A 25635-nucleotide genomic window follows, 5' to 3' on the forward strand; every position below is an offset into this window, starting at 1 on the left:
TCTATCTCGTTTAATAATTTCTCTCACCAAACAAGCCTTCTGGCAAATCATGAAATCCCTTGCCTGCTTTGAAGTTTTCAAACTTACCAAGCAAGAACTGATAAGCATCCAAGCGACTTTCGTATCGAATCATGGCATCTTTGGCACGCTCGTCTTGGTCTTCTTCGTAGACTTTTTGGCTTTCCTTGTGCGCCATGTCATTGATCATGATTTGGGTATTGACCCAGGCTTCAAATTCCTTCATAAATTCTTGTTCGTAACTCATTTTTTCTCCTTATTCTAATCCACGGAAATAGTCCGTGTCAATCTCACGGTAGGGCTGAATATCCTGAACATACTCCAACACACCTTGGAATTCTCCGTCTTCATCGTGCACTGCTGCGTAGGTGATGTGGACAAATTTACCTCGCGACTCAGACTTGAACCACATTTCATACTTGTCTTTGCTTCCATCACGAAGCCCCTTCATAATGGTCTTAACCTTGTCCAAATACTTAGGTGGATGGCAGAGTTCAACATTGCGCCCAACTTGTGACGGCGTCCGTTTGAAAATCATCTCATCAGCTGGCGTATTGTCATTGTAATACTGGAAAATATCGTCTTTATTGACAAAAGTAATCTCCATAGGGAGGTGATTGAGGATGAGATTGGCCTGCTCGACCGAGAGATAGCCATTGCCAAAAGCCTGTTGACTATGACGATCCAAAGCTGATTCCTTTTCCTTAGGGGTAAAGGTAATGGTAAACTGTCCTTCTGGCGTATCGATAACCTGCTGAACTTGTCCCTCTGCCGTATCTAGCTGAATAGGCTCCTCTGCAATCTTTTCCTCAACAAAACGCTGCCGTTCTGGCACCCATTTCTCAGACGGACGGATGATGGCATAACCATAGGCGTCGCTCTCCTCCGCAATCTGAAGCCAGTCATCCTGAGTAAAGGACTCAAGGAGAATCATGAGAAGGATGGATTCTTCCTTGAAAATCATACTTTCAAACTCTGTCGCAAAGGCTTCAAAAACATCTTTTACAGTGGAAATCGACACTTCAGGTAGTGACTTGGCTGTCGCTAAAACTGTTTGAAAGAGTTCCCTAATCTGGTCATCCACTCCCCACATAACTTTTGGAGGTGAATCGTGTCCATAGCGCTCCATGATTGGAAAGAATAGTTCTTCTTTACGTTGGTAGTGGATGTCAAATTGCCCCAAAAGTCCCATCTGACGCACCAAGCCCTTACGCATCTCCACCAGCATTTCTTCATCTTCCATAGACTCATAGGTATCCAACAATCTCCGAATGCGAATCAAGGCCGCACGGAGGGCTAGATTTTCTTCTTTGAAAATCCGAACTGGGTGACCTGGGTGCTCGGTATCTGCAACTTCGACATCCTTAACAGCATTTTTAAAAAGATTGGCATGAACATCACAGAGTTCCATGACATCTTCAAAGGTGACACCTGAGTCTGAGTTCATCAACTCATGCTCCATGAGAGAAATCTCGATGGCTGACACACCTGTAAAGGTCGCATCAAAGCGCTCCTGAACCGACTCAGGAGAGGCACCATTATGCAATTCTAACAAAATATCCCGCAGGACATGAATCCGTTCATCTGCCATCAGTCTAATCCAATCACTTCGTAACCATTTGCTTCCAGTGTGCGGACAATCTTGTCCATAGGAGTTCCTTCAAGCTTAGAACCCTGTTTGAGCGATACCTTGCGACCGACTGTATTGCGCATCAAGGGATTGGCAAGAGGTTTAAAACCTAGCTCCACTAGAATTTCCAAGACTTCTGGATGCTTGTCCACCACTTCTGCAACGGGAATTGACACATCGATGATATTGTCCATGACGACCTCCATTGAATATTCTAAAATGATTTTACTGCTTATATTATACCATATGGAAAGAGATTAAAAAACTAGCAGTACAAGACTTGCTAGTTCCCCACGACTTGGATGACCATCTAAATAAGTTTAAAGAGCCAATCCAATATTTTAAATAATAGCTTGTAAAACAGCAATTGGAGCGCAAAAGAGATGATCATCCAAACGAATTTCACAATCCCAATAATCGGTTTGATAAAAAGAATAGCAAGAAGTCCCCAGAAAAATTTCATTCTCTCTCCTCTGGCTTGATGAGCCACCGAGCCGTATCCATTAACTTGTCGGCAATAAAAAGTTTCCCTAGACCGACAACGGCATGGTCATCTTTCTTTATCGTTTTCATCACTTTTACACCTTGCATGGTCAAAAAGTAATTCCCGTAAGTTTTAGCTAGAATTTTTATGAGTCCCATCTTATCTTCCCTCGTTTAACTACAGTCTCAAAATATTAACGATACCAGCCTTGCTGGCTATCGCTGAAAAATCGTTTTATCTCACTCTTTCATGTCCTATAATATCATACAAGTTGAATTTTATAAAGCTTTTTAATAATGTTTAACTCTGGAAAGATTCCGCCAGCATGTTTTATTGCCTTTTCCCCCACCAAAAAAGAGGGTTGCCCCTCTTCTTAGTTTTTATCCAGATTGCGTAGCATTTCGTCAATCTTGTTTCCATATTCGATGGATTCGTCTTTGACGAAAGTCAAATCTGGGATTTTGTACAATTTCAAATTGCGACCAAGTTCACGTTTGATAGTACCAGTTGCTTTTTCAAGCCCGATTTGAGCTTTTTGATTATCTGAAGCAAGGTTACTCAAAATGGTGTAGTAAACCTTGGCAACGGACAAGTCACCTAGCATCTGAACATCTGTAATGGTCACACCTTGGACACGCGGATCACGGACTTTCTTTTGCAAAATCTCATTGACTTCACGCTTGATTTCCATGCCCACACGGTCCGTACGGAAATGATTTGCCATGATATTCCTTTCTCTACTTTGAACCAAAAGCTAGGCCAGCAGACCTAGCTATTTTTAAATTTATTGATTTTCATTTCAAATTGGAACGAAGTTCAATTTGAAATCATCTGCTTCTTTCGCCGTGGTGAAAGTGATGGAACTGATTTATCAGTCCCATCACAGGGGATTTTTGAGACCCTAGGCTCAAAAATAAGCAATGAAACCATCGGTTTGCTTGCGTCCCTCACCACCTAAGAAAGGAGCAAAAAATCTTATCTCTTGATTTCTTCCATGACATAAGCCTCAATCACATCATCCATCTTGATATCATTGTAGCCATCAATCATCAATCCACCTTCACGACCGTTTGTAACTTCTTTGACGTCGTCTTTGTAGTGTTTCAAGCTTGCAAGTTCACCGTCATAGATAACGACACCGTCACGGATAACACGGACTTTAGAGTCACGGGTAACCTTACCGTTGATAACCATGAATCCACCGATAGTTCCCACTTTAGATACCTTGAAGGTTTCACGGATAACTGCTTCACCGATAACTTTTTCTTCGAATTCTGGGTCAAGCATCCCTTTCATAGCTTCTTCCATCTCTTCGATAACCTTATAGATAATGCTGTGGAGACGAATTTCAACATCGTCAGCTTCTGCTTGTTGACGAGCTTGTGGTGTAGGGCGTACGTTGAAACCAACGATAAAGGCATTTGAAGCTTCCGCAAGGGTCACATCAGATTCATTGATGGCACCGACTGCTGAGTGAACGATGGTAACTTTGACACCTTCTACGTCGATCTTTTGAAGTGAGGCAGAAAGTGCTTCAACAGAACCTTGTACATCGGCCTTGATGATAACGTTAACTGACTTAAGCTCACCAGCTTTAAGCGTATCAAAGAGGTTTTCAAGGCTGACACGTTGGGTAGCTTGACGTTGTTTCATGAGGGCACGTTTGGCACGCTCTTCACCTGCTGCACGCGCAGATTTTTCATCCTCGTAAACGGCAAAGTGGTCACCCGCCATTGGCGCTTCGTTCAAACCTGTGATAGAAACTGGTGTTGATGGTCCAGCAACTTTAACACGACGACCAAGATCATTGGTCATAGCACGGACACGACCGAAGGTATTTCCGACAACGATAGGGTCTTGAACATTCAAGGTACCTTGTTGTACAAGAAGAGTTGCGACCGCACCTTTTCCTTTATCCAAGCGAGCTTCGATAACTGTACCGATCGCACGAACTGTTGGATCTGCCTTGAGTTCTTGGATTTCAGCCACAAGAAGGACTGTTTCCAACAATTCTTCAATGTTTTGGTTGAATTTAGCTGAGATTTCAACAAATTCAGAATCTCCACCCCAAGCAGTTGACATAACACCATGCTCTGCCAATTCACCGATAACGCGTTCTGGGTTAGCACCTGGTTTATCAATCTTGTTAATGGCTACGATGATTGGAACGTTGGCTGCTTTTGAGTGGTTAATGGCTTCGATAGTCTGAGGCATAACCCCGTCATCTGCCGCTACAACCAAGATAGTAATATCGGTAACAGATGCACCACGCGCACGCATAGATGTAAAGGCCGCGTGTCCTGGTGTATCAAGGAAGGTAATCTTCTTACCATTTTCCACGATTTGGTAGGCACCGATATGCTGAGTGATGCCACCTGCTTCACCTGTCGCAACACGAGAGTTACGAAGGGTATCTAGGAGTGTTGTTTTACCGTGGTCAACGTGTCCCATGATAGTTACAACTGGTGGACGCTCAACCAATTCATCTTCATTGAGATAACCATCTTCGACAAAGAAACGTTCGATATCGGCATTATCCACTTCAACCTTTTGTTTGGCTTCGATACCGTAATCCACCATGAGGAGTTCAATTGTTTCCCCATCCAAAGATTGGTTTTGTGTGGCCATGACACCCATCATAAAGAGTTTCTTAACGATTTCAGCTGGTTCACGTTTGATACGTTTTGCGATTTCCGCAACGGTCATACCATCTGTATATTCAAATTCTGTTGGCAATTCATGGAATTTACGCTCCGTAACAGGTTTTGGAGCCTGATTACGGTTGTTCTTGTTATTGCCTTTTTTGTTCTTTTTGTTGTTATTCCAGTTACTATTTCTTTGATTTCTCACTTGATTTTGACTACTTCGATTCTTTTGTTGTTTTCTAGGACCATCTTCTTCGTGATCATAATCATCACGTTCTTTGTCTGGTCGGGCTTGTTTTTTACGACGTGTATCCACTGCAGGTTCTTTTTTCTCAGGGACGACTTCAACCACTGCTTGAACTTGCTGTGCTTGTTGCGCTTGTTCAGCTAACTTAGCCGCTTCTTCAAAGATTTCCTCTGGTTCCTTGCGTTTGTTAGCTTGAGCCAAGGCTTCTTTGGCAGCCTGATACTGCTTGAAGCGTTCCTCACTTGAACGAGCGTACTCTGCATTTTGCTCTGCTTTGAGGGCTGCTGCACGGGCTTTGAAGTCAATACGTGGAGCCGCTTGATTTGGACGTTTGTCCTCTTGTTGACGGCGCTCATTTCCACGATTTTGCTGACCTTGCTGTTTCTTAGCTTGGTCATTAAAGCGACGATTGTCGCGGTTTCCTTGACCTTGTTTTCCACCATTACGGCCGTCGTTTTTCTGACGGTTTCCGTTTTGTTGTTGGTCACGGTTATTGCCCCTATTTTGCTTGCGTCGTTCTGCCTGCTCTTTGGCACGAGCTTCACGCTCAGCCTTAAAATTACGGCTTTGCGGTTTAGCTGCTACTTTGTCTGCCTTCGGAGCGACTGGCTCAGCCGGTTTTGCCCCTTCCTTAGCTACAGCTGTTTTTGCTGGCTCAGATTTTTCGGCTTTCTTTTCTACACTTGCTTTTGGTGCTGCAGGTTTTGCTTCTGCTTTCGGAGCAGCAGGCTTAAAGCTAGCAACGATTTTTGCAGCGACAGCTTCTTCCACACTTGATGAGTGGCTTTTCACATCCAAGCCCAACTCTTTTGCACGCGCTACAACTTCTTTACTTTCTTTTCCAAGTTCTTTTGCGATTTCGTACAATCTTTTCTTAGACAAATCATGTCCTCCTCTTCTATTCCATAAGAGACCTCATTTTCTTTGTAAATCCAGCATCTGTTACAGCCAAAACCTTTCTCGATTTCCCGACTGCTATGCTTAATTCCAGTGTTGAAAACACGGTTACAATTTCTACTTGATAATAATGACTTTTATCTTGAATCTTCTTGGTCAGATTGGGTCCAGCATCATGGGCAAGAAAGACCAACTTGGCCTTGCCGTCTTGAATGGCTTTGACCACCAATTCTTCACCCGATATAATCCGCCCTGCTCGCTGAGCAAGTCCCAAGAGATTGCTTATCTTTTGCTTATTCAAGTCCTAACTCTCTTCTTTTCACTTTGTGATCCACATAAGCGATCAACTCGTCATAAAAGCTTTCATCAACTTCCATATTAAAGCTACGGTTAAAGACTTTCTTCTTTTTGGCCTCTAGGGCCTCTTTATTGTCTAGCTTAATATAAGCGCCGCGGCCATTGGCCTTGCCTGTCGGATCGATAAAGACTTGTCCTTCTTTGTTTTTGACAACACGGAGCAAATCACGCTTATCAATCACTTCGTTAGACACAACAGACTTGCGCAAAGGGATTTTTCTCGTTTTCATCTTTCCCTCCTCTAGCAGCTTTTATTCTTCTACAGTATCGTTTTCTGCTTCCAAATCTACCGAACCAGCTTCTTCCATGGCTTCAAATTCACTAGCAGACTTGATATCAATACGGTAACCAGTCAAGTGAGCTGCCAAACGAACGTTTTGCCCACGACGACCGATAGCAAGAGAAAGTTTGTTGTCTGGTACAACAACCAAGGCACGTTTGCTGTCGTTTTCGTCAAAGATAACTTGGTCCACTTCAGCAGGAGCGATGGCATTGTAAATAAATTCAGCTGGATCTGCTACCCACTCGATAACGTCGATATTTTCTTCGATGGGCACCATACGGTCGCTCTTAGCATCATAGCGAGCTGGGTGGAATTTGCTAGTGATTTTCTTGATGTTAGCTCCACCACGTCCAACGATTGTACCGATAGCGTCCACGTTTGGATTATGGCTACGAACAGCAACCTTAGTACGGTCACCTGCTTCACGAGCCACGCTCATGATTTCAACAGTTCCATCATAAACTTCTGGAATTTCTTGCTCCATCAAACGTTTGATCATTTCTGGATGGCTACGGCTAACAAAGACGTTGACACCACGAGGGTTGTCTTCAACCTTGTAAACATAAACTTCAATACGATCATGAGAAGCAAAAACTTCACCAGGAATTTGGTCTTGTTTTGACAATTGGGCTTCGATGCTGCCGAGGTTGACATAGATAAAGCGGTTGTCAAAGCGTTCTACTGTACCAGACATGATTTCTTGCTCATGTTCTTTGTAAGTATTGTAAGTGATGGCACGTGTTTGCTTGCGCATTTTTTCCATGATGGTTTGTTTGGCAGATTGAGCTGCTACACGACCAAACTCAGCAGGTGCTTCTTCAAACTTGATCTTGTCACCAAGCTCGTAGGCTGAATTAATGGCAAGAGCATCTTTCAAGCTGATTTCCAAACGGCTATCAAAGACTTCATCCACAACTTCACGAACAGTATAGACTGTGAAATCACCTGTTTTTTCATTGAAATCAATAGCTACGCTGTCTGATTGACCATAGCGTCTGCGATAAGCGGAACGAAGCGACTCTACTACTGCGTCGATGATGTCTTCTTTTTTGATTCCCTTGTCTTCTTCCAAAATGCGGAAGGCCTCTAGCATTTCTTTACTCATGTTTTCTTCACTTTTGAATCCTCAAAAGCTATCCTTTCTTTTTCTATAATTTTACTGCTAAACGTGCTTTTGATACTAAACTGTATGGAATTTGGACCGTTTTCTTACGCGTCTTGTCCATATATTCCATGATCAACTCGTCCTCTTCGAAGGCCAACAAGGTTCCTTCAAAGACCTTTTGCTTATCGATGGCTTGGTAGAGCCCGACATGGATGTATTTCCCAACCGCTCCAGCGACGGCATCCTTGGTTTTTAAAGGACGTTCCAAGCCTGGACTGGTGATTTCTAGGAAATATTGTTCTGGGAAGGGATCTGGCTTGATGGTGTCTAGGACAGGACTGATAATTTCTGTCAAGTCTGCCGTGTCGTTCAAGGTAATTCCTTCAGGTTTATCTACAAAAATACTGAGAATCATGTCACTGCCAATCTTTCCATACTCGATATCCACGAGTTCGAAAGGCGCTTCTATGACAGGTTCTACAACTTCTCTGACTAATTCTACGATTGTTGCGATTGCGTCCACCTCCTCATAAGCAAGAGGCGAAGATATTTCCCCGCCTCTCTTTCTCATATTCTTACTCTTAGTATAGCACATTTGCCAACTTATGTAAAGCAAAAGCACTTATACAGCCTGATTTCAGGCTATTTCTTAAAATTCTGCCTCAACACGGTAGATAACTTGCCCCTTGTTGGAGAATTTTTGCTCGTATTCTGTCATGACATTGCCTTCAAAATCACTGGCATGCAAATCTAGCCAGACACCATTAAGTTTCATGCCATACTGAGAAAAACTCACTAGGCTGTACTCAAACAAGCCACGGTTATCCGTCTTGAAATGAATTTCTCCATTTTCAGGCAAGATACGCTTGAAGGTATCCAAGAAGGTTTTGTAGGTCAAACGACGCTTTTCATGGCGTTTTTTAGGCCATGGATCTGAAAAGTTCAGATACAAGCGATCAATCTCACCATCTTCAAAATAATCAGTCAAATCAGAACCATCTACCCACAAGAGCTTGATATTAGGCACACCAACTTCAAGAACCTTGTCTAAAGCGTAACTCAAAACTGACTTTTGAATATCAATCCCGATATAGTTGATGTCAGGGTTTTGCTTGGCCATACCTGAAACAAAGGCACCCTTTCCACTTCCAACTTCCACATGAATGGGATTATCATTGCCAAACAAGTCCCGCCATTTTCCCTTGGCTTCCAAGGGATTGAGGACCACATACTGGGGATTTGCCTCTAGTAATTCTGTCGCCCCTTTACGATTTCTAACTCTCATCTTCTCTTTCCATACTTGTCTCGGAAGTGACGCAAGCCATGGATCTCCCGATTGACATTTTCTAAATCTTGGTTCATATAATACTTGGAAATCTGGCTCAAATAAGACAATTGACCGTACCAATACAATTTATTTAATACCGTTTGATTGTACTTGTAACCGTAGTAGGTCAACCATTCCTTCCACTGATGTTCTGGAATATAATGGCAGAGCATATGGGCCACATCAAACATGCGGTCGGTCAAGCGAACCGAATCCCAATCCACCAAATAAATCAAGCCACTGTCTGTCTCAATCCAATTACTATGTCGTACATCTCCATGGACAATGGTCGCATGGTCCTCTCTAAATCCTGGAATAGTCTGACGTAAATCAGCCATCACTTCACTGATAAAATGATTTTTACGCAAAGCATCTGGAGCCGTTTCCTGCCAAGACTGCAGTAAATCTACAGGTGTTTCCATGGCATACCCCAAACGACTCAACTGTGTCATCAACGGACGTGAGCGATGAAGACGGGTTAAAATATTGACGATTTGTTTACGATTCATATCATAAGGGGTCAATATTTTGCCTGTCAACCATTCTTGAGCACACATATCACGCCCATCTGCCAAACGGCGACTCCATAATAATTGTGGAGCAATTTGTTCTCTAGCTAGACCAGGTAGGATTGGAGAGGTGTTCATTTTTACAAAGATACGCTTCCCATCAGGATAGCTACCCATATAAGCCTTGCCACTTTTCCCAGGTATGGGAGTCAGTGTTAGCTCATTATCACCCAAATCCATTTCTTTCCTCCGTATAAAGTTTCCTTACTATTCTACTAGTTTTTGGCCTATTCGTCAACCGCTCCACGCCCGATTCTCAAAGAAAAGCCTCTGGGGTGGCTTGGGTATCATTATAGAAAGAAAAAGGTAAGCACCGTCTTCTACTTACCTTTCATAATTTTTATAAATAATATAAGAGTGGCCAAGCATTGTAAAACATGTGAACTAGAGTAGAAACCCATAGGTTTTGGCTCTTTTTATAAGCAAAGCCCAGTAACAAGCCCCCAAGTAGATAAAAAATAAACGAAGGGACATTAGAAGGTCCATGCATAAAAGAAAAGAGAGAGGAAGTCAGTACAATCCCTAACCAAGAATTGTCAAAAACCGCACCTTGAAGAAGTCCTCTGAAAATGAGTTCCTCCTGGATGGGTCCAAAAACTGAGGAAGTCAAAATCAAAGACAGGGAAATTCCTCTGCTGACTTCCGCCAAGTGTTGAACTCCTGCGCCAGAAGAAACAGCGAAGAAATGAATATAAACTAGCGTCTCAAGAACGCTTAGAAAAAAGATTGCAATGAAAAGCAAAAGTTGTTTCTTGCTTAACATCCCAAAAGAAACCATTTCAAACTTTCTAGCATAAGTAACACTCAGCGATGTTACAAGAAGACTTACAATAATCAATTCAGATTCATTTTGAAAAAAGTCCCCATGGTTAATCGTATAAGGAACTGTAATGACGATTAGTAGTACTAAAAATCCAAAACAAAAGGCATGAAATTTATCAAAAAACTTCATAAAATTAGCCTCCCCACCAAACAGACTTCCTACACGTCATTCTTTAGTTCTAGCCTTTCCAAAACAAACCATTTGAGTAACCAAAATCCGACCACATAGCCAGCCCCTAAGAATATAGCCATTAAAGCTAGCAGGGAATTTAGGGAATTAAAGACCACCGCAGATACAAAGGTTAGCACAAAAACATTAAAGGCAATGGTGTCAGAAGCCAAGACTAGAATATAGGGTGTCAACCGGTCTAAAGTTTTGGAATCTAGGAAAAATAAGTGTTTATACATGATGACCTCCTCTTATCAGACTATAGACTAGCCGCAAGTTCTTCCCTACTTTTTATAATACTTCAAGCCCCAAATGAGTAGAAGCATAATAATCAAGCAGAGAATAGCGCCAATATAGGCAATTAGTTGTTGGTAAGATTCTCCTGCTGTGACACCTCTATACAAACAAATAATAGACATAAAACCTGTCAAGCCGATGAACATGAGTTGATTGGTTCTAGGACTAACCAAATCATCATCTTCAAACTCTCTTATCCTCATTTCTCTAGTGAGATAAACAGTGACCAAAATAGAAGCCAAGTTAATAACCACTAAAAGAAATTGGAAAACCAAGGAAAAATTTAAAAACTGACGAGATAGAAATAGATAAGTAGAGACAAGTAAAGGCAACTGACCTAGGAACAATCTCGCAAGGAAGATGGTCTGTTTTTTAAAAAATATTTTTTTCATTGCTTTCTCCATTACAATTAAATGACATCTAATCATTTTCTAAAATTTGATAACTTTTATGAAATGTTTTAGCAGAAACAACTCTATGATTGGTGATATCTATATAATCACCTGGATAACCAAGAACATACATCCCATAACCAGCGAATCCTCCTCCAACTGTTCCAACTAGACCAAACTTGATATTCGTTTCGAGAGAAGTGTTGAGACCTGCCATTAGAATGCGCACATGATTATCCAACCAAACTATATAATTTTTTTGAAAAGCTTCCTCTACCCAACTTGGTTTAGGAGTTGCTTGACCAATTTCCCAAACATCAACAATTTGATTCCCATATTTTGCCTTCATAGCTTCAATCCTTTTTAAATACCATTACATGAGTTTGGAGTTCCCCCTATACCATAAGGACCACATGGTTTTGAAAAATGTATAATAGGCCACTTACCATTTAATTGATCCAAAGTTGGAGAAGGTGCTAGCCCACCCAATAAACCAGCAACCATATCTTCCCAACCTCCGAAACCTCCTTCAACTTTCGCAAGCATCTCAGTATCCATCATTTCAAATTGTGACATCGTTTTTGTATTCATAACGAATACCTCCTTTTTTATTTTTAATTTTAATTGTTATCCTGTTGCAATTGGCAATTTTAGTATAACACTATTTGTTAAAGTTTTTCATACAAATCTTGAATTATCATCAAAACATCTTAAATTACTCAAAGAGTACAATCTTCCCAATCAACTAATAAGAAGTGAATAATATTAAATTCCATTATTCACTTCTTAAAATCGATAATTATTTTTAATCTACTATTTTTAGCTAAATACCCTGTGTAAAAAAGTCAGCAAAAATGGTAATGTTGCGAAAATATTATTGATCACATGCACCGTATAGGAAGGATAAATGCTCTTTGTATAGCGAGTCAAACTAGCAAAGATGATGCCAAATGTTGCAAAGACGAAGATATCTAACAGACTAGGCAGGCTTGAAAAATGAGGAAGAGCAAATAAAATGGAAGGAAGGAGCAAATCAAGGCCAAATCTCGAATGCTTAAAAAAGGCGTGTTGCAGTAATCCTCTATAAATCAGCTCTTCCATAAGTGGAGTCAGAAAGAACAGGGTTATATAGATACCTAGCTCAGCAAAGTTGGTCCCACTATAACCGATCAATACCGCCCAACCTTCAGCAGTTGACTGAACATGTTTAGCTGCCTGAACGTTAAAAGAGATATAGAGCACTACCACTAGTACTGTCAAAATCGAATACCAAAGCCATTTTTTTCTCGGAATGCGAAAGAGATAACCATGGCCTGTCTTAACCAGAATCCAAATCATGACTCCGCTAAATAGCAAACTCAAGATATTTTGAATCCAGACGAAATTGCCAATCTGGGAAGAAAATTGCCAATAATTTTGAACAATAAGCGTCAGCTGAGAAAGACCAAATACGAAAAATAAGTAAGAGAAGACTGCACTTATTTTGAGTAGAAGCTGATACTTTTTCATAGAAACTCTTCCTCATTTCTTATATTTCAGCCTATATTCCACATAAATGGAAACCTGCTCCTATATAACCACGGTCATGATAACCACGCGGGCAGTACCCACTTACTGGAAAAGGACCTGAATTTTTTAATATAGAAGGGTAAGCACCGAATGGACTTCCCTGATCAGCGTGCCCTTTATAAATATCAGATACATCCCCACCCTCTATACGATCAAGTATTTCAGTATCCATAATTTCAAATTGTTCCATCATTTTTGTATCCATGACAAATACTCCTTTTTATTTTTAATTTTTGTCCTGTTGCAACTTTGACAAGTTTAGTATATCACTGTTTATTAATTTTTTTCATCCAAATCATAAATGGTCATCAAAACCTCTTGAATTGTTAAAAAATTTAAAAAAGCAAGCATGGAAAACATACTTGCCCTGGGGAAACTTGACAATGTGAAAATACAAAATAGAAAACTACTCACCCTCACTTCCGTATGTTCTCATATATTCTCATAATCGCAACAAGGATAGCAGCTGTCCCACTTGCCAAAGCGATAAGGGTAATGATAATGTTGAGGATTTCAGGCGTCCTCCCTATTCTGTTGATAAGACGGAGTAGGGATATAACTGTCAGCTGAATCAGGAGTATTGATTCTACTCTTACCAATGAAGTCAGTTGATTTTCAACTGCATATAAAAAGGCTGGTAACATAACACAGGCTATAGCAATCACAAACAGATTGCTCCCTGTTTCTTCTCCTTTGTTCACCACGGAAATCATGAGAAGATTCGATGCAATAATCAGCGTAGAACAGATGATAAAAAAGGATTTCTTATTCATTTAATATACCTCACATACTATGGTAAAAGTCAAACTGGACAAAGACAAACTTTAACTGTTAGCTTCTGAAAATTGAAACATTGTTTTTGTATTCACGAGGAATGCTTTTTTTATTTTCGTCCTGTTAGAATACCGTTACTTGTACTCCATCAAGCAACCCCATTCCATTAGATAGTATGTTGTCTAGCTCCTCCATCTTTTCATCTGAAAATGTTATTTTTCAGCGTTGATTGCTTTTTCATAGGTCGCTATCGTCCTTGACAACACCATCTTCCCAAACTCTTCTCCAAGTAACTTCTTTTTACTCGCCATTTTCCCCCTTTATTTTACATGTTTTTTAATTCTGCTTCTTGTTCTGCCTTTTTTATTTTGTTATGTCGTTCTTTCATAGTTTCTAAAATAAAGAATGTGAAGGATATAGTAAATGGAGCGCCTACATATTCTATAACATACTTCCAATTCCCGAAGCATTGACTAAAATAAGAAAAGAAAGATACAATTATCAAATAGGTAACTAAAACTGCTGTCATTCCACGTAATTCTTTCTTAAATATTGCACGTACTGTACGACTCATTTTCTTTCTCCTTTTACTGTTTTCTACTTTCGCTAATACTAACTATTTACCATGCTTTTTTACCTATGCATCAACTACTATTTAAGCCTCTAAAAGTAGTTAGTTTTCTGCCCTATAAGAGTTGTATTCCACTTTCGGCTACAATCTTAACAATGTTAGTATACTACTATTTTTTAAAATTTTCCATCCAAATCATAAATAGTCATCAAAACATCTTGAGGTGTTAAAAGAATTGAAAAAGAAAGCATTTCGGAAATACTTGACCTTTTACCATTCAGTCCATTTCATATACAATTATAAGCTTTTATATATAAACTAAATACATCTATTTCCTCACTCGTGTCTATAGGCAAATTCTAGCCATATGTTATTACAAACAAATAATATCATTGCACCTGTTTACCATCTATTTTTATTTATGAATTTTTTGTTTCACTTTAATCATTATAGAAGCCATAAAAAACGCGACAGCTAGCCGAAGCAGTTGGTAACTTTCTTCCTCTCCTGTTTTCGGTAATAATTTTTCACTCGAAGTAATAGATTCACTTACATAATCAGCATCCTTAACATCAGTTAAAGAAGTTTTATTTTCTTGAGCAACATCAAAAATAGGTTTGGGAGTTTCCAATTGATTCTTATTGTCCAACATTGCTAAATCGACAGATTGAGTAGTTTTAGCTTTAGTAGTTGAGTTTGTACTCTCCTCTTTCCCACTATTTTCACTATTAGAATTGGTATTATCATTTGATATTTTCATTTCGGTTCTTTTTTCATCACTCATACCTTTGCTGTCACTTACAACTTTATCACTAATACTCATGCTGTCACTTCTAGTATTCTCATCACGGACACTTTCAGTTACTGTTTCCTCAGAAGATTTCACTGTCTCCGTTTGCTTAGGTGAGTTTCTCGAGTACATATAATCATACACCTGTTGGGCAGTTGCTCCGCCACCAACCCATCCAGATATCGGATGTCCATTTTTTAAATACAAAATTGTTGGTGTTCCTGGAATACCGACTTTTTTAAATAGAAACTCTCTCGCTTCCCCATCAAAATCCTTACCATCCAAATCATAATACTCTAACTTCTTTTCAATCAAGTTATTAAATTCTTTCAATTCAGGAGAAAATTGACGACAATGAGAGCAAGTTTTTCTACCAAAATAAATAGTATGTTCCAACTGATCCTCCGTAAAAGATTGACGAACGGCTTCAATATCTATCTTTTTAAAGTCCGTAACATTCTTCTCATACTCTTCTGGGGTTACAACAGAAGGTTTATGCTCCACCTTTTCCTTAGCCGATGGCAAATCTGGTGCCACAACAGAACTATCATTCGCCTGGATAGATGAAGTAGTAGGATGTTCTTCTGCATATACAACACCCGTAGTAATAGATGCAAAGACAAGTGGTACAAGTAATAGCGATTTTATATTTTGTTTCTTCATAAGAATACTCCTTTACATTTGTTATCTTTATCTTACCTTATTTAAGATTACAAATTCATCTAAATCTTAAATGGTCATCGAAACATCTTGAATTGCAAAAACTTCATTATAAAAGGGTAAGTACTTCGAAAACACTTACCCTTTTCTTTTATACTTCATTAAGCTCTACTTTTTATAATACTTCAATCCCCAAATGAGCAGAAACATGACAATCAAGCAGAGAACAGCGCCAATATAAGCGATTAGTTGTTGGTAGGATTCTCCTGCTGTAATACCTCTATACAAACAAATGATATACATAAAACCTGTCAATCCGATGAACATGAGTTGATTGGTTCTAGGACTAACCAAATCATCATTTACTTCTATTTAAGATCATGTCTTTTATGCTAATGTATGTTAACACTAAAAAACAAGTTAGGCCAATAATATTCAAAATGAATAGCAATGGGGTTAAGTCTCTAAAAAAATTAGCCACTGACATTATAATAAATACTAAAAATACTATAGTTGAAACTATCTTTTTCTTGTTCATAATTATTTACTCCATTCCAACTAAATTCAGCTTAGTAATGAAGAGCGATTTTTAACAGAATGTAGCAGCACCCGTTGCCGCTCCGCCCCAAAAACCAGCAGCAGCTCCAGATACAGTACCAATGATAGGTAGCGTTACAGTGCCCACAGCACCACCAGCAACTCCTCCAGTCAATGCACCTCCAACTACACCGAGTCCACATTTTATCCAACCGCCACCTTCAATACAAGCAAGCACATCAGTATCCATAATCTCAAATTGTTCCATCATTTTTGTATTCATGACAAATACTCCTTTTTTATTTTTAATTTTTGTCCTGTTGCAACTTTGACAATTTCAGTATAGCACTATTTGTTAAAGTTTTTCATCCAAATCTTGAATTGTCATCGAAACATCTTGAATTGTAAAAACTTTCTCCTTACCAAAGTAACGAATATCATTCATAAACCGAAAAATAATATATGTTATCATTGTTTTTTGCTATAATGATTAATGAGCTTACCTTTCTTGTCTTCAATAAAAAATCAGTATTTGAAGAAAACTAGGAAGCTAGTCACAGACAGTACTGCTTTACGGCGAGATGGTGTTACAGTAGTTTGAAGAATATTTCTTGGGTTCAAACTAAAATACCATAGTATATGAGGTGTCCTATATGAATAAGAAATCTTTTTTTATCATCTGTTCTACGTTGATTATAGCATCGAATCTTCTCATGATTTCCGTGGTGAACAAGGGAGAAGAAACGGGGAGCAACCTGTTTGTGATTGCTATAGCCTGTGTTTTGCTACCAGCCTTTTTATATGCAGTTGAAAACCAACTGACTTCATTGGTAAATGTAGAATCAATACTCCTGGTTCAGTTGACAGTTATATCTCTACTCCGTCTTATCAACAGAATAGGGAGTACGCCTGAAATTCTCAACATTATCATTACCCTCCTATTTTTGGCAAGTGGGACAGCCGGTATTCTTATTGCGATCATGAGAATCTATCAGAACAGACAGAAATAACGTTTAAGACCTCTTAATACTATATACTTGTTCGGTATCGTATTGAACCATAATATACAGGTGTTGTTATGAATTGTTTTAGCTGATTTAAAGATACCAATACTAAAAAACTATGTTTAAGTTAGAATTTTAAAAATTCAATTTTTGGCCGCCTAATCTTTCTTCCAATAGTCATCAAACAAGTCTTTTATTTCATACGAAGTAGTTTCTATAGGACAAGTGTATTTTTCCTACTTGCTTTTTAATTTCTTTTTTACAATTCAAGATGTTTCGATGACAATTCAAGATTTGAATAAAAAATTTTAAAAAACAATGCTATACTAAACTTGTCAAAGTTGCAACACGACAAAAATCTATGTTCAGAGGTGAGTGTCGTTAAAAATAAGATTTATTATGTATCAAATATTTTTTATGGTGTATTACTATTTTCTATTGGATTAAAAACAAAAGTATTTGTCTTTACCAGCTTAGCTTCAATAACTACGATAACTCTATCCATAATAGGACTTTTTAAAATTAAACGCAAGAACAAGGAGTAAATATGTTAGAATTAAATTTTAATAAATTAGAAGAAATTTCCGGTGGAGGAAATGTGAATGACTGTGTAAACGGAATTGTCGCTTCAGCATTAGTAATTGGACTTGCTGCTACAGGTCCAACAGGGTGGTTAGCACTAGCTGCGCTAGGTGGAGCAGCTGGTACTGCTGGCTTCGCTACAGGTTGGTCATGTACTTCACTCTATTATAAAGGTAATTAGGAGGAACTATAATGTTAATGGAAATTAATGAAAACTTTCTTGAAGAAGTTGTCGGTGGAGGAAATGTATCCGACTGCATGCTATCAGCGAGTGGTGCGCTAGGTACGATAGCTGGCGTAGGAGCAATAACAGGTCCCATTGGTTGGGGTGTCGCGCTAGTTTCTGCAGCAGGCTTTGGCTTCCTAACGGGATATAATTGCACTGCTTTATATTTAAACGGAGATTAAAGATACATATGATTTAGAAAGTTATATAAGCCCAAATCACCAGCCAGCGCCTAAAGACGCTGGCTTTCACTTTGTTCAAGCATTATTGCTCTTGACTCGTCACTTGCCTCTCAAAGAGGCTTTAGTATTACTTACCACTATCCCTAAAGGGATCCTCATATTCTTTTACACTCAATTTATCTATTTCTATATCATGCTTTACTCGTTCTCAAATTTTCATACTCGTGAAGAAATCATCCACTGGATAATTTCTTTAATCTTGACTACATTTCTTAATTGTAGCTTCATTTATTTCCCTATAATCGGATTTCACACACCTAATTCTTCATTTCATATCACCTGAAATACTTAAAAAAATCTAGACAAAAAAGCTTGAATATAAGAAAAAACGCATAATATCAGTACACAAAAACTTTACATTGCGTTTTATTGTTGCAATATTTTCTTCATTTTCTACCCAACTTTTTACCATTCAGGAAGTTTCAATGACTATTCAAGATTTCATAAAATATGAACTTATTTTTATGGCATAATATACCTATCTACTATATGAAAGGAATTGCCAATGACTTCTTATAAACGTACATTTGTTCCTCAAATAGATGCTAGAGACTGCGGTGTTGCTGCCTTAGCCTCGATTGCTAAATTCTATGGTTCAGATTTTTCTCTAGCTCACTTGAGAGAACTTGCAAAGACCAATAAAGAAGGGACGACTGCTCTTGGCATTGTAAAAGCCGCTGATGAAATGGGCTTTGAAACAAGACCTGTTCAAGCAGATAAAACGCTCTTTGACATGAGTGATGTCCCCTATCCATTTATCGTTCACGTTAACAAAGAAGGAAAACTCCAACATTACTATGTTGTCTATCAAACAAAGAAAGACTATCTAATTATTGGTGATCCTGACCCTTCTGTAAAAATCACCAAAATGTCAAAAGAACGCTTTTTCTCTGAATGGACTGGAGTAGCTATTTTTCTAGCTCCCAAACCTAGCTATCAACCCCATAAAGATAAAAAGAATGGCCTACTAAGCTTCCTTCCTCTGATTTTCAAACAAAAATCTCTCATTGCTTACATTGTTCTCTCAAGCTTATTGGTTACTATTATCAATATCGGTGGTTCTTATTATCTCCAAGGAATCTTGGATGAATACATCCCAAATCAGATGAAATCAACTTTAGGAATCATCTCAGTTGGTCTGGTTATCACCTATATCCTCCAACAAGTCATGAGCTTCTCCAGAGATTATCTCCTAACTGTTCTGAGTCAAAGATTAAGTATTGATGTGATTTTATCCTATATTCGCCATATTTTTGAACTTCCTATGTCTTTCTTTGCGACACGTCGTACAGGAGAAATCATTTCACGATTCACAGATGCTAACTCTATTATAGACGCCTTGGCTTCTACCATTCTTTCTCTTTTTCTGGATGTTTCTATTCTGATTCTTGTAGGGGGCGTCTTACTGGCACAAAACCCTAATCTCTTCCTTCTTTCTCTTATTTCCATTCCTATATACATGTTCATCATCTTTTCTTTTATGAAGCCTTTCGAAAAAATGAACCATGATGTCATGCAAAGTAATTCTATGGTTAGCTCTGCCATTATCGAAGATATCAACGGGATTGAAACTATAAAGTCGCTCACGAGTGAAGAAAATCGCTATCAAAATATAGACAGCGAATTTGTAGATTATTTGGAAAAATCCTTTAAGCTCAGTAAGTATTCTATTTTACAAACGAGTTTAAAGCAGGGAACAAAATTAGTTCTGAATATCCTTATCCTATGGTTTGGCGCTCAATTAGTCATGTCGAGTAAAATTTCTATCGGTCAGCTGATTACCTTTAACACACTTCTTTCTTACTTTACAACTCCTATGGAGAATATTATCAACCTCCAAACCAAACTCCAATCTGCGAAGGTCGCTAATAACCGTTTGAACGAAGTCTATCTAGTCGAATCTGAGTTCCAAGCCCCAGAAAACCCTGTTCATTCACATTTTTTGATGGGCGATATTGCATTTGATGACCTTTCTTATAAGTATGGTTTTGGACGAGATACCTTAACAGATATTAATCTCACGATTAAACAAGGAGATAAGGTTAGCCTAGTTGGTGTCAGTGGTTCTGGTAAAACAACTTTAGCCAAAATGATTGTCAATTTCTTTGAACCCTACAAAGGACATATTTCCATCAATCATCAGGATATTAAAAACATTGATAAAAAAGTCTTGCGCCGTCATATTAATTACCTACCCCAACAAGCCTATATCTTTAATGGCTCTATCTTGGAAAATTTAACCTTGGGCGGTAATCATATGATTAGCCAAGAAGATATTCTAAGAGCTTGTGAATTAGCTGAAATCCGTCAAGACATTGAAAGAATGCCTATGGGCTATCAAACTCAGCTCTCTGATGGAGCTGGTCTATCAGGAGGACAAAAGCAACGAATCGCTCTCGCTCGTGCTCTTTTAACTAAAGCTCCTGTTCTAATACTAGATGAAGCTACTAGCGGTCTTGATGTCTTGACTGAGAAAAAAGTTATAGATAATCTTATGTCCCTAACTGATAAAACCATTCTCTTTGTAGCCCATCGTCTCAGTATAGCCGAACGAACTAACCGTGTCATTGTTCTTGACCAGGGGAAAATCATTGAAGTTGGTAGTCACCAAGAGTTAATGCAGGCGCAAGGCTTCTACCATCATCTATTCAATAAATAAGGAGAATGTCATGAATCCTAATCTTTTTAGAAGCGTCGAGTTTTATCAGAGACGTTACCATAACTATGCGACAGTGTTAATTATACCTCTTTCATTATTATTTACTTTCATCTTGATTTTCTCCCTTGTTGCTACAAAAGAAATTACTGTCACTTCCCAAGGGGAAATCACCCCTACAAGTGTCATTGCATCTATTCAGTCGACCAGTGATAATCCTATCCTTGCTAATCATTTAGTGGCAAATCAAGTAGTTGAAAAAGGGGACTTACTCATCAAATACTCTGAAACAATGGAAGAAAGTCAGAAAACTGCCTTAGAAACTCAACTACAAAGACTTGAGAAGCAAAAAGAAGGACTTGGAATTTTGAAACAAAGCTTAGAAAAAGCGACTGATCTTTTTTCTGGCGAGGATGAATTTGGCTACCATAATACCTTTATGAATTTTACTAAACAATCCCATGATATTGAGCTAGGCATCTCAAAGACTAACACTGAGGTTTCAAATCAAGCTAATCTTGCCAATAGCAGTTCATCAGCCATCGAACAAGAAATTACAAAAGTTCAACAACAAATTGGAGAATACCAGGAGCTGAGAGATGCTATCATAAATAAAAGGGCTCGCTTACCAACTGGCAATCCACATCAGTCAATTTTGAATCGTTATCTTGTAGCCTCACAAGGACAAACACAAGGAACTGCAGAGGAGCCATTTTTATCTCAAATTAATCAAAGTATTGCAGGTCTTGAATCATCTATCACAAGCCTCAAAATCCAGCAAGCTGGTATCGGAAGTGTAGCAACTTATGATAATAGTTTAGCAACCAAAATTGAAGTACTCCGCACTCAGTTTTTACAGACAGCCTCACAGCAACAACTAACCGTGGAGAATCAATTAACAGAATTAAAAGTACAACTAGATCAAGCAACGCAGCGCTTAGAAAACAATACCTTAACCGCTCCAAGTAAAGGTATCGTTCATCTGAACAGCGAATTTGAAGGTAAAAATAGAATTCCAACTGGTACAGAAATTGCTCAAATATTCCCTGTCATCACAGATACAAGAGAAGTACTAATCACTTACTACGTATCTTCTGACTATCTACCTCTACTAGATAAAGGACAAACTGTAAGATTAAAACTGGAGAAGATTGGAAATCACGGCATTACCATCATCGGTCAACTTCAGACAATTGATCAAACTCCTACCAGAACAGAGCAAGGAAATCTCTTTAAAGTAACCGCTCTTGCAAAACTATCTAATGAGGATAGTAAACTCATCCAATACGGCTTACAAGGTCGCGTCACTAGTGTAACTGCAAAGAAAACATATTTTGATTATTTCAAAGATAAAATTTTAACCCATTCTGATTAGTTTTCAGATAACACTCTATAACTATTTATTATCTTATCAAAAAGGAGAATCATAACATGGATAAGAATCAAAACCTAACTTCATTTCAAGAACTAACAGCTACCGAACTCAACCAAATTACAGGTGGAGGATGGTGGGAAGATTTCTTATACGACCTTAATATAATTAAGCATAACAATACGAAAGGACTTCATCATCCAATACAACTATAAAAAAATAAGACCGAGTAACAAGAACTCTCGGTCTTATTTTTTCATCATTCTGTAGGTATCATAGTAAGCACCTGACGAAAGACTTGATTTTGGCAGGTAGTATTGAGACTGGTATTGGGATGACTTTCCACAAGCTTCATAACGGTATAGAGACCAACTCCTCTCTCCTCCCCTTTAGAACTAACTCCAAAGGAGAAGATTTCAGAAATATCGATGCCCTCTTCTTTGATGGAATTTTCGATGATGAAGGTCTCCTGTGCTCCATTCTTTAAAAAGGCGATTGAAACATGAGATTGACTGGCCTCTACACTAGCTTCAATAGCATTGTCACAAAGGATAGACACAATGGTTAGAAAGTCAAGCAGGCTCATCCCCTCGACCTGAATCTCCTCAGGAACTTCGACATTAAAGATAATCTTCTTATCTCTGGCTTTTAGAAACTTTCCTGCTAGGAGACTTTTGAGGGCTTTATCACGAATATTCACTAATCGGCCCAGGTCATATTTATTGTCCTGCAATTTTTCACTAGAATCCTTTAAGACCGAATCGTAGACCTCTTTTATCTGCTCCATATCCTCCTCTTCAATGCCCAGACGTAAACTGGTCAAAAGGTTGGTGTAGTCATGGCGAAAGCTCCGTACTTCCTTGTAAAGTTCCTCTATATGTCGACTATAGCGCTCCATATCTCTATAGCGCAGGACCTGCTCTTGGTCCAGTCTCTCACGGAGTTTGTCCTTCCAATAGGTATCCAATTTCTTGATAATCCCCATAAAAAAGAGCAGGTAAAAGACTAGGATGAGATGGCGAACAGTCGTTGATTGAATACCTTGTTCATATTCAAGGTAAGATAGAGTTTGTATCACCAAATAGTAAGCCCCCATTATCCAGTTAATTTTAGTCAGGGACTTTTGAAAAGCTTTATCTAGAATCTCCCTTCTCAAGTTAGTGAAATCATAGTCTAACCATTTCAAAAAGGCTAGAGAAATGAAGAAATTGAAAATTATTATACACAACCAAATCAAAGAGTAATCATCATGTACTTGCCCTTGTCCCAAAAATGGAAGCACAAAATAAGAAAGACCTCTATAAAAGAGATTCACCAATATCATTGGAAAGAGACCATAAAAGAAGAGAAGTTTTTTAGGAAGCCCTCTTAACAGTAAGAAAGACAAGCCTATACCGTACAAGGGTTCCATAAAATAAAATAGGAAACTATCTCCTACCATATAGCCAATCATTAAAAAAACAAAGGCCAACAGTATCTTAAAAAGAAAGGCTTTAAAAATCCTCTCAAAAGTGAGACCAATTCCATCCACCTTAAAGAAAATGACAATTTCTAGTCCATGAGTAACAAGTGTATGCAATAATATCCAAGCAATATTCATAAACTCTCCTAGCTTAGTGTAAGTTATTGATAGCCTCAGACACTTCCCTGACCTTATAACGCGCGATTAGACAGCTTCCACCATTGGGAAAGAAAAGGAGTTTTTCTTTCTTATCCAAATGCACCACATTTGCAGGATTGATGAGAAAAGAGCGGTGGCAATGCAAGAGACGGGGTTCCTGCTTAAAAACCTCCTCTAAACTCGCCGTAAATTCCAGCCTGTCTGTCTTGGTATAGAGAATAACACGATGGGCTCTAGGCGACGTTTCAAGATAGTAAACCTCTTTAAAAGGATACTGGAATTGGGCAAATTTTGATTTAAAGTAAAAGCAATCTTCAGCTAGACTTTTACTGTCTTGACCATTGGCATAGAGGAGGGCTGTTTCGATCCGAGATTCAAACTCCTCTGCTGAAAGAGCCTTATCAATGTAGTCCAGAGCAGACACTTGGTAGCGAAAGGACAGGGGCATAAACTCCGAGTGAGTCGTCACAAAGACAATCAGGGCATAGGGGTCTCGATCCCGAATCTTTCTAGCCACCTCTAGACCCTTCATCTCCTCATTTCGAATCTCAATGTCCAAAAAGAATAGCTGATGCGCCCCCTTCTCATGCACCTCTGCCAGCAGTTGGTCTGGCTTGCCAAAGATCTCAAAAGAGCTGGGAGTGATATGATGTTCTTTCAAAAGTTTCTCAATGGTCGTTTCAATTCTAGCTTGTTGGGAAAAATCATCTTCTAAAACAAATATTCTCATCTTCTTACTCTCCTTCTTTCAACCATTTTTGACGAATTTCTCTATAGCGACGTCTGGAATACTTGACAGCGTATTGACCTTCTTCTCCGAGAAAAAGGATTCTTTCTTGAAAATCAATCGATTTTACTTTATCAAGATTGACCAAACAATTTCGATGACATCTCATCAAGGTTTCCCCATATTGGTTCTCAAGATTACTTAAATTTTGAACCATATTAAAACTAGCCTCTTCTGTAACAATCTGTACGGTATGGGCTTTAGTTGGATGTGTTTGGATATAGTAGATATCGTCGACGTTTACTTTATAGACTGTTTTCTGTGTCTGAATAATCATATGTTTCATTGGATTCTCCTCCTAATACTCTTCGAAAGTCAAATTCAAACCACGTCAGCTTCACCTTGCCGTACTCAAGTACAGCCTGCGGCTAGCTTCCTAGTTTGCTCTTTGATTTTCATTGAGTATAAGAAAAGAATAACAGAAAAAGCTTAACACAAGTCCACCCAATCCTAAACAGTCTTTGAAAACTCCTAAAAGGACTATTTTTCTACAACATCATGATGAGCTTACAACTATTTTATCATAAAATCTTAACAGTACCATTCAGGAAATTTCAATGACAATTAAAGATTTGAAGGCGAAAAAGGAAATAAAAGTGATAAACTGACAGTATCAAAATACAATTGCTAGAAGTAAGACTGGCACCCAGATTAAAGGAGGAATTCTCATGACAGATGCAGACCCTATCAAAAGAGCTCAGACTTTGATTACTGACTTAAACAAAGCCTATCAAGCATGCAAACAGGCAAGCGCTGACGACGTCCGCTTTCAGGAGCAATTAAACTCTATTCTTGGCTTTCTAGCCAAGGCTGAGACAGTGGATAATCGAGTCTTGATTGAACTGGAAAAATTTTACCAGACTTCCAGTCTTCTCATGGGACTCAGCGCTCTTGATCCAGATGCTCCAACTCGCGCCGCTTGGCGGGCCTATGACCGCTTCCACTTTGACCAAGTCAAGACCAAGTTGAGTCTCTACGGACCAACCATTATCCTGTAGAAAA

The 25635-nt window shown here is 38.8% G+C and carries 35 protein-coding genes and 1 pseudogene; 7 read left to right on the forward strand and 29 right to left on the reverse strand.

Annotated features, from left to right (window positions below):
• Positions 1-10 precede the first annotated feature (10 nt).
• The 25 genes from O3664_RS06935 to O3664_RS07055 all read right to left on the reverse strand — a co-directional run bounded on the left by O3664_RS06935 (position 11) and on the right by O3664_RS07055 (position 16426).
• Positions 11-265, reverse strand: coding sequence for a DUF1912 family protein (locus tag O3664_RS06935; RefSeq protein ID WP_000119707.1), 255 nt, complete (start codon positions 263-265; stop codon positions 11-13).
• A 9-nt stretch (positions 266-274) separates the two neighbouring features.
• On the reverse strand, positions 275-1609 hold the full coding sequence (locus O3664_RS06940; RefSeq protein ID WP_261016958.1) for a DUF438 domain-containing protein: 1335 nt from the start codon (positions 1607-1609) through the stop codon (positions 275-277).
• Entirely contained in the window at positions 1609-1842 is a 234-nt protein-coding gene (locus O3664_RS06945; RefSeq protein ID WP_000368739.1) for a DUF1858 domain-containing protein, read from the reverse strand. The genes O3664_RS06940 and O3664_RS06945 overlap by 1 nt, the downstream gene beginning before the upstream one ends.
• Before the next feature lie 116 nt (positions 1843-1958).
• Positions 1959-2111, reverse strand: a complete 153-nt coding sequence (locus O3664_RS06950; protein ID WP_000668203.1) for a hypothetical protein — start codon at positions 2109-2111, stop codon at positions 1959-1961.
• Positions 2108-2290, reverse strand: coding sequence for a hypothetical protein (locus tag O3664_RS06955; protein WP_000522922.1), 183 nt, complete (start codon positions 2288-2290; stop codon positions 2108-2110). The genes O3664_RS06950 and O3664_RS06955 overlap by 4 nt, the downstream gene beginning before the upstream one ends.
• 215 nt (positions 2291-2505) lie before the next feature.
• A complete protein-coding gene (gene rbfA, locus O3664_RS06960; RefSeq protein WP_001273601.1) occupies positions 2506-2856 on the reverse strand; it encodes a 30S ribosome-binding factor RbfA in 351 nt (116 codons plus the stop codon).
• Between the two features lie 251 nt (positions 2857-3107).
• Complete coding sequence (infB, locus tag O3664_RS06965) at positions 3108-5906, reverse strand: translation initiation factor IF-2 (protein ID WP_371613816.1); 2799 nt, start codon at positions 5904-5906, stop codon at positions 3108-3110.
• Between the two features lie 16 nt (positions 5907-5922).
• Positions 5923-6222, reverse strand: coding sequence for a YlxQ-related RNA-binding protein (locus tag O3664_RS06970; protein ID WP_001041390.1), 300 nt, complete (start codon positions 6220-6222; stop codon positions 5923-5925).
• Positions 6215-6508 (reverse strand): RNase P modulator RnpM, encoded by a 294-nt coding sequence (gene rnpM / locus O3664_RS06975; RefSeq protein WP_020903127.1) that lies wholly within the window; start codon positions 6506-6508, stop codon positions 6215-6217. Before rnpM ends, O3664_RS06970 begins: the two co-directional genes overlap by 8 nt.
• A 21-nt stretch (positions 6509-6529) precedes the next feature.
• A complete protein-coding gene (gene nusA, locus O3664_RS06980) occupies positions 6530-7666 on the reverse strand; it encodes a transcription termination factor NusA (RefSeq protein WP_000032285.1) in 1137 nt (378 codons plus the stop codon).
• A 43-nt stretch (positions 7667-7709) separates the two neighbouring features.
• Positions 7710-8189 (reverse strand): ribosome maturation factor RimP, encoded by a 480-nt coding sequence (gene rimP / locus O3664_RS06985; protein ID WP_080977204.1) that lies wholly within the window; start codon positions 8187-8189, stop codon positions 7710-7712.
• Positions 8190-8315: 126 nt separating this feature from the next.
• Positions 8316-8951 (reverse strand): tRNA (guanosine(46)-N7)-methyltransferase TrmB, encoded by a 636-nt coding sequence (gene trmB, locus O3664_RS06990; RefSeq protein WP_001266094.1) that lies wholly within the window; start codon positions 8949-8951, stop codon positions 8316-8318.
• Positions 8948-9742: a cell cycle regulator CcrZ gene (gene ccrZ / locus O3664_RS06995; RefSeq protein ID WP_000362999.1), complete on the reverse strand. Its 795-nt coding sequence runs from the start codon at positions 9740-9742 to the stop codon at positions 8948-8950. Before ccrZ ends, trmB begins: the two co-directional genes overlap by 4 nt.
• Positions 9743-9902: 160 nt before the next feature.
• The gene (locus tag O3664_RS07000) at positions 9903-10514 is read right to left on the reverse strand and encodes a CPBP family intramembrane glutamic endopeptidase (RefSeq protein WP_084949965.1); all 612 of its coding nucleotides are present in this window, start codon (positions 10512-10514) and stop codon (positions 9903-9905) included.
• 29 nt (positions 10515-10543) lie between these two features.
• Positions 10544-10792: an immunity protein BlpZ gene (blpZ, locus tag O3664_RS07005; RefSeq protein ID WP_000276503.1), complete on the reverse strand. Its 249-nt coding sequence runs from the start codon at positions 10790-10792 to the stop codon at positions 10544-10546.
• 45 nt (positions 10793-10837) lie between these two features.
• Positions 10838-11242: an immunity protein gene (locus O3664_RS07010; RefSeq protein ID WP_214615139.1), complete on the reverse strand. Its 405-nt coding sequence runs from the start codon at positions 11240-11242 to the stop codon at positions 10838-10840.
• A 28-nt stretch (positions 11243-11270) separates the two neighbouring features.
• Positions 11271-11591, reverse strand: a complete 321-nt coding sequence (locus O3664_RS07015; protein WP_153197390.1) for a role in replication — start codon at positions 11589-11591, stop codon at positions 11271-11273.
• Between the two features lie 14 nt (positions 11592-11605).
• Positions 11606-11833: a Blp family class II bacteriocin gene (locus O3664_RS07020; RefSeq protein WP_214615138.1), complete on the reverse strand. Its 228-nt coding sequence runs from the start codon at positions 11831-11833 to the stop codon at positions 11606-11608.
• A 228-nt stretch (positions 11834-12061) separates the two neighbouring features.
• The gene (locus O3664_RS07025; protein ID WP_261019269.1) at positions 12062-12751 is read right to left on the reverse strand and encodes a CPBP family intramembrane metalloprotease; all 690 of its coding nucleotides are present in this window, start codon (positions 12749-12751) and stop codon (positions 12062-12064) included.
• Between the two features lie 31 nt (positions 12752-12782).
• The gene (locus O3664_RS07030; RefSeq protein WP_371613817.1) at positions 12783-13016 is read right to left on the reverse strand and encodes a ComC/BlpC family leader-containing pheromone/bacteriocin; all 234 of its coding nucleotides are present in this window, start codon (positions 13014-13016) and stop codon (positions 12783-12785) included.
• 211 nt (positions 13017-13227) lie between these two features.
• On the reverse strand, positions 13228-13584 hold the full coding sequence (locus tag O3664_RS07035; protein ID WP_064276254.1) for a hypothetical protein: 357 nt from the start codon (positions 13582-13584) through the stop codon (positions 13228-13230).
• 326 nt (positions 13585-13910) lie between these two features.
• Positions 13911-14159: a hypothetical protein gene (locus O3664_RS07040; RefSeq protein WP_050390365.1), complete on the reverse strand. Its 249-nt coding sequence runs from the start codon at positions 14157-14159 to the stop codon at positions 13911-13913.
• 412 nt (positions 14160-14571) lie between these two features.
• On the reverse strand, positions 14572-15609 hold the full coding sequence (locus O3664_RS07045) for a thioredoxin domain-containing protein (protein WP_371613818.1): 1038 nt from the start codon (positions 15607-15609) through the stop codon (positions 14572-14574).
• Positions 15610-15774: 165 nt separating this feature from the next.
• Positions 15775-15960 (reverse strand): hypothetical protein, encoded by a 186-nt coding sequence (locus O3664_RS07050; protein WP_055387663.1) that lies wholly within the window; start codon positions 15958-15960, stop codon positions 15775-15777.
• A gap of 235 nt (positions 15961-16195) precedes the next feature.
• Complete coding sequence (locus O3664_RS07055) at positions 16196-16426, reverse strand: Blp family class II bacteriocin (RefSeq protein WP_050390363.1); 231 nt, start codon at positions 16424-16426, stop codon at positions 16196-16198.
• Positions 16427-16796: 370 nt separating this feature from the next.
• Here O3664_RS07055 and O3664_RS07060 point away from each other — a divergent pair, with 370 nt between their 5' ends.
• The 3 genes from O3664_RS07060 to O3664_RS07070 all read left to right on the forward strand — a co-directional run bounded on the left by O3664_RS07060 (position 16797) and on the right by O3664_RS07070 (position 18137).
• Positions 16797-17153, forward strand: a complete 357-nt coding sequence (locus O3664_RS07060) for a hypothetical protein (protein ID WP_084949973.1) — start codon at positions 16797-16799, stop codon at positions 17151-17153.
• A gap of 541 nt (positions 17154-17694) precedes the next feature.
• Positions 17695-17910: a hypothetical protein gene (locus O3664_RS07065; protein ID WP_084949974.1), complete on the forward strand. Its 216-nt coding sequence runs from the start codon at positions 17695-17697 to the stop codon at positions 17908-17910.
• 11 nt (positions 17911-17921) lie between these two features.
• On the forward strand, positions 17922-18137 hold the full coding sequence (locus O3664_RS07070; protein ID WP_084949976.1) for a hypothetical protein: 216 nt from the start codon (positions 17922-17924) through the stop codon (positions 18135-18137).
• 127 nt (positions 18138-18264) lie between these two features.
• On the opposite strand, the pseudogene O3664_RS07075 reads toward O3664_RS07070, so the two are convergent.
• Positions 18265-18345, reverse strand: a pseudogene (locus O3664_RS07075) (IS200/IS605 family transposase); the annotation flags it as partial.
• A 357-nt stretch (positions 18346-18702) separates the two neighbouring features.
• Here O3664_RS07075 and blpA point away from each other — a divergent pair.
• The 3 genes from blpA to blpC are packed head-to-tail and all read left to right on the forward strand — an operon-like array spanning position 18703 to position 22440.
• Positions 18703-20856, forward strand: coding sequence for a peptide cleavage/export ABC transporter BlpA (blpA, locus tag O3664_RS07080; RefSeq protein WP_371613819.1), 2154 nt, complete (start codon positions 18703-18705; stop codon positions 20854-20856).
• 10 nt (positions 20857-20866) lie between these two features.
• The gene (locus O3664_RS07085) at positions 20867-22228 is read left to right on the forward strand and encodes a bacteriocin secretion accessory protein (RefSeq protein WP_223340332.1); all 1362 of its coding nucleotides are present in this window, start codon (positions 20867-20869) and stop codon (positions 22226-22228) included.
• A 56-nt stretch (positions 22229-22284) separates the two neighbouring features.
• A complete protein-coding gene (blpC, locus tag O3664_RS07090) occupies positions 22285-22440 on the forward strand; it encodes a quorum-sensing system pheromone BlpC (protein WP_223340333.1) in 156 nt (51 codons plus the stop codon).
• Between the two features lie 44 nt (positions 22441-22484).
• On the opposite strand, the gene O3664_RS07095 is transcribed toward blpC, so the two are convergent.
• Genes O3664_RS07095 through O3664_RS07105 form a run of 3 tightly spaced genes read right to left on the reverse strand, consistent with a single transcriptional unit; the run spans position 22485 to position 24919 of the window.
• The gene (locus tag O3664_RS07095) at positions 22485-23825 is read right to left on the reverse strand and encodes a sensor histidine kinase (RefSeq protein ID WP_261029338.1); all 1341 of its coding nucleotides are present in this window, start codon (positions 23823-23825) and stop codon (positions 22485-22487) included.
• Positions 23826-23838: 13 nt separating this feature from the next.
• Complete coding sequence (locus O3664_RS07100; RefSeq protein WP_261029340.1) at positions 23839-24576, reverse strand: response regulator transcription factor; 738 nt, start codon at positions 24574-24576, stop codon at positions 23839-23841.
• Between the two features lie 4 nt (positions 24577-24580).
• Positions 24581-24919, reverse strand: a complete 339-nt coding sequence (locus O3664_RS07105) for a LytTR family DNA-binding domain-containing protein (protein ID WP_153199232.1) — start codon at positions 24917-24919, stop codon at positions 24581-24583.
• A 382-nt stretch (positions 24920-25301) separates the two neighbouring features.
• On the opposite strand from O3664_RS07105, the gene O3664_RS07110 reads away from it, so the two are divergent.
• Positions 25302-25631, forward strand: coding sequence for a helicase BlpT (locus O3664_RS07110; protein ID WP_371613820.1), 330 nt, complete (start codon positions 25302-25304; stop codon positions 25629-25631).
• The last annotated feature ends 4 nt before the right edge of the window (positions 25632-25635 follow it).

Origin of the sequence: Streptococcus sp. 27098_8_109 (genome assembly GCF_041432295.1) — a bacterium.
In the GTDB taxonomy this organism is placed as follows: domain Bacteria; phylum Bacillota; class Bacilli; order Lactobacillales; family Streptococcaceae; genus Streptococcus.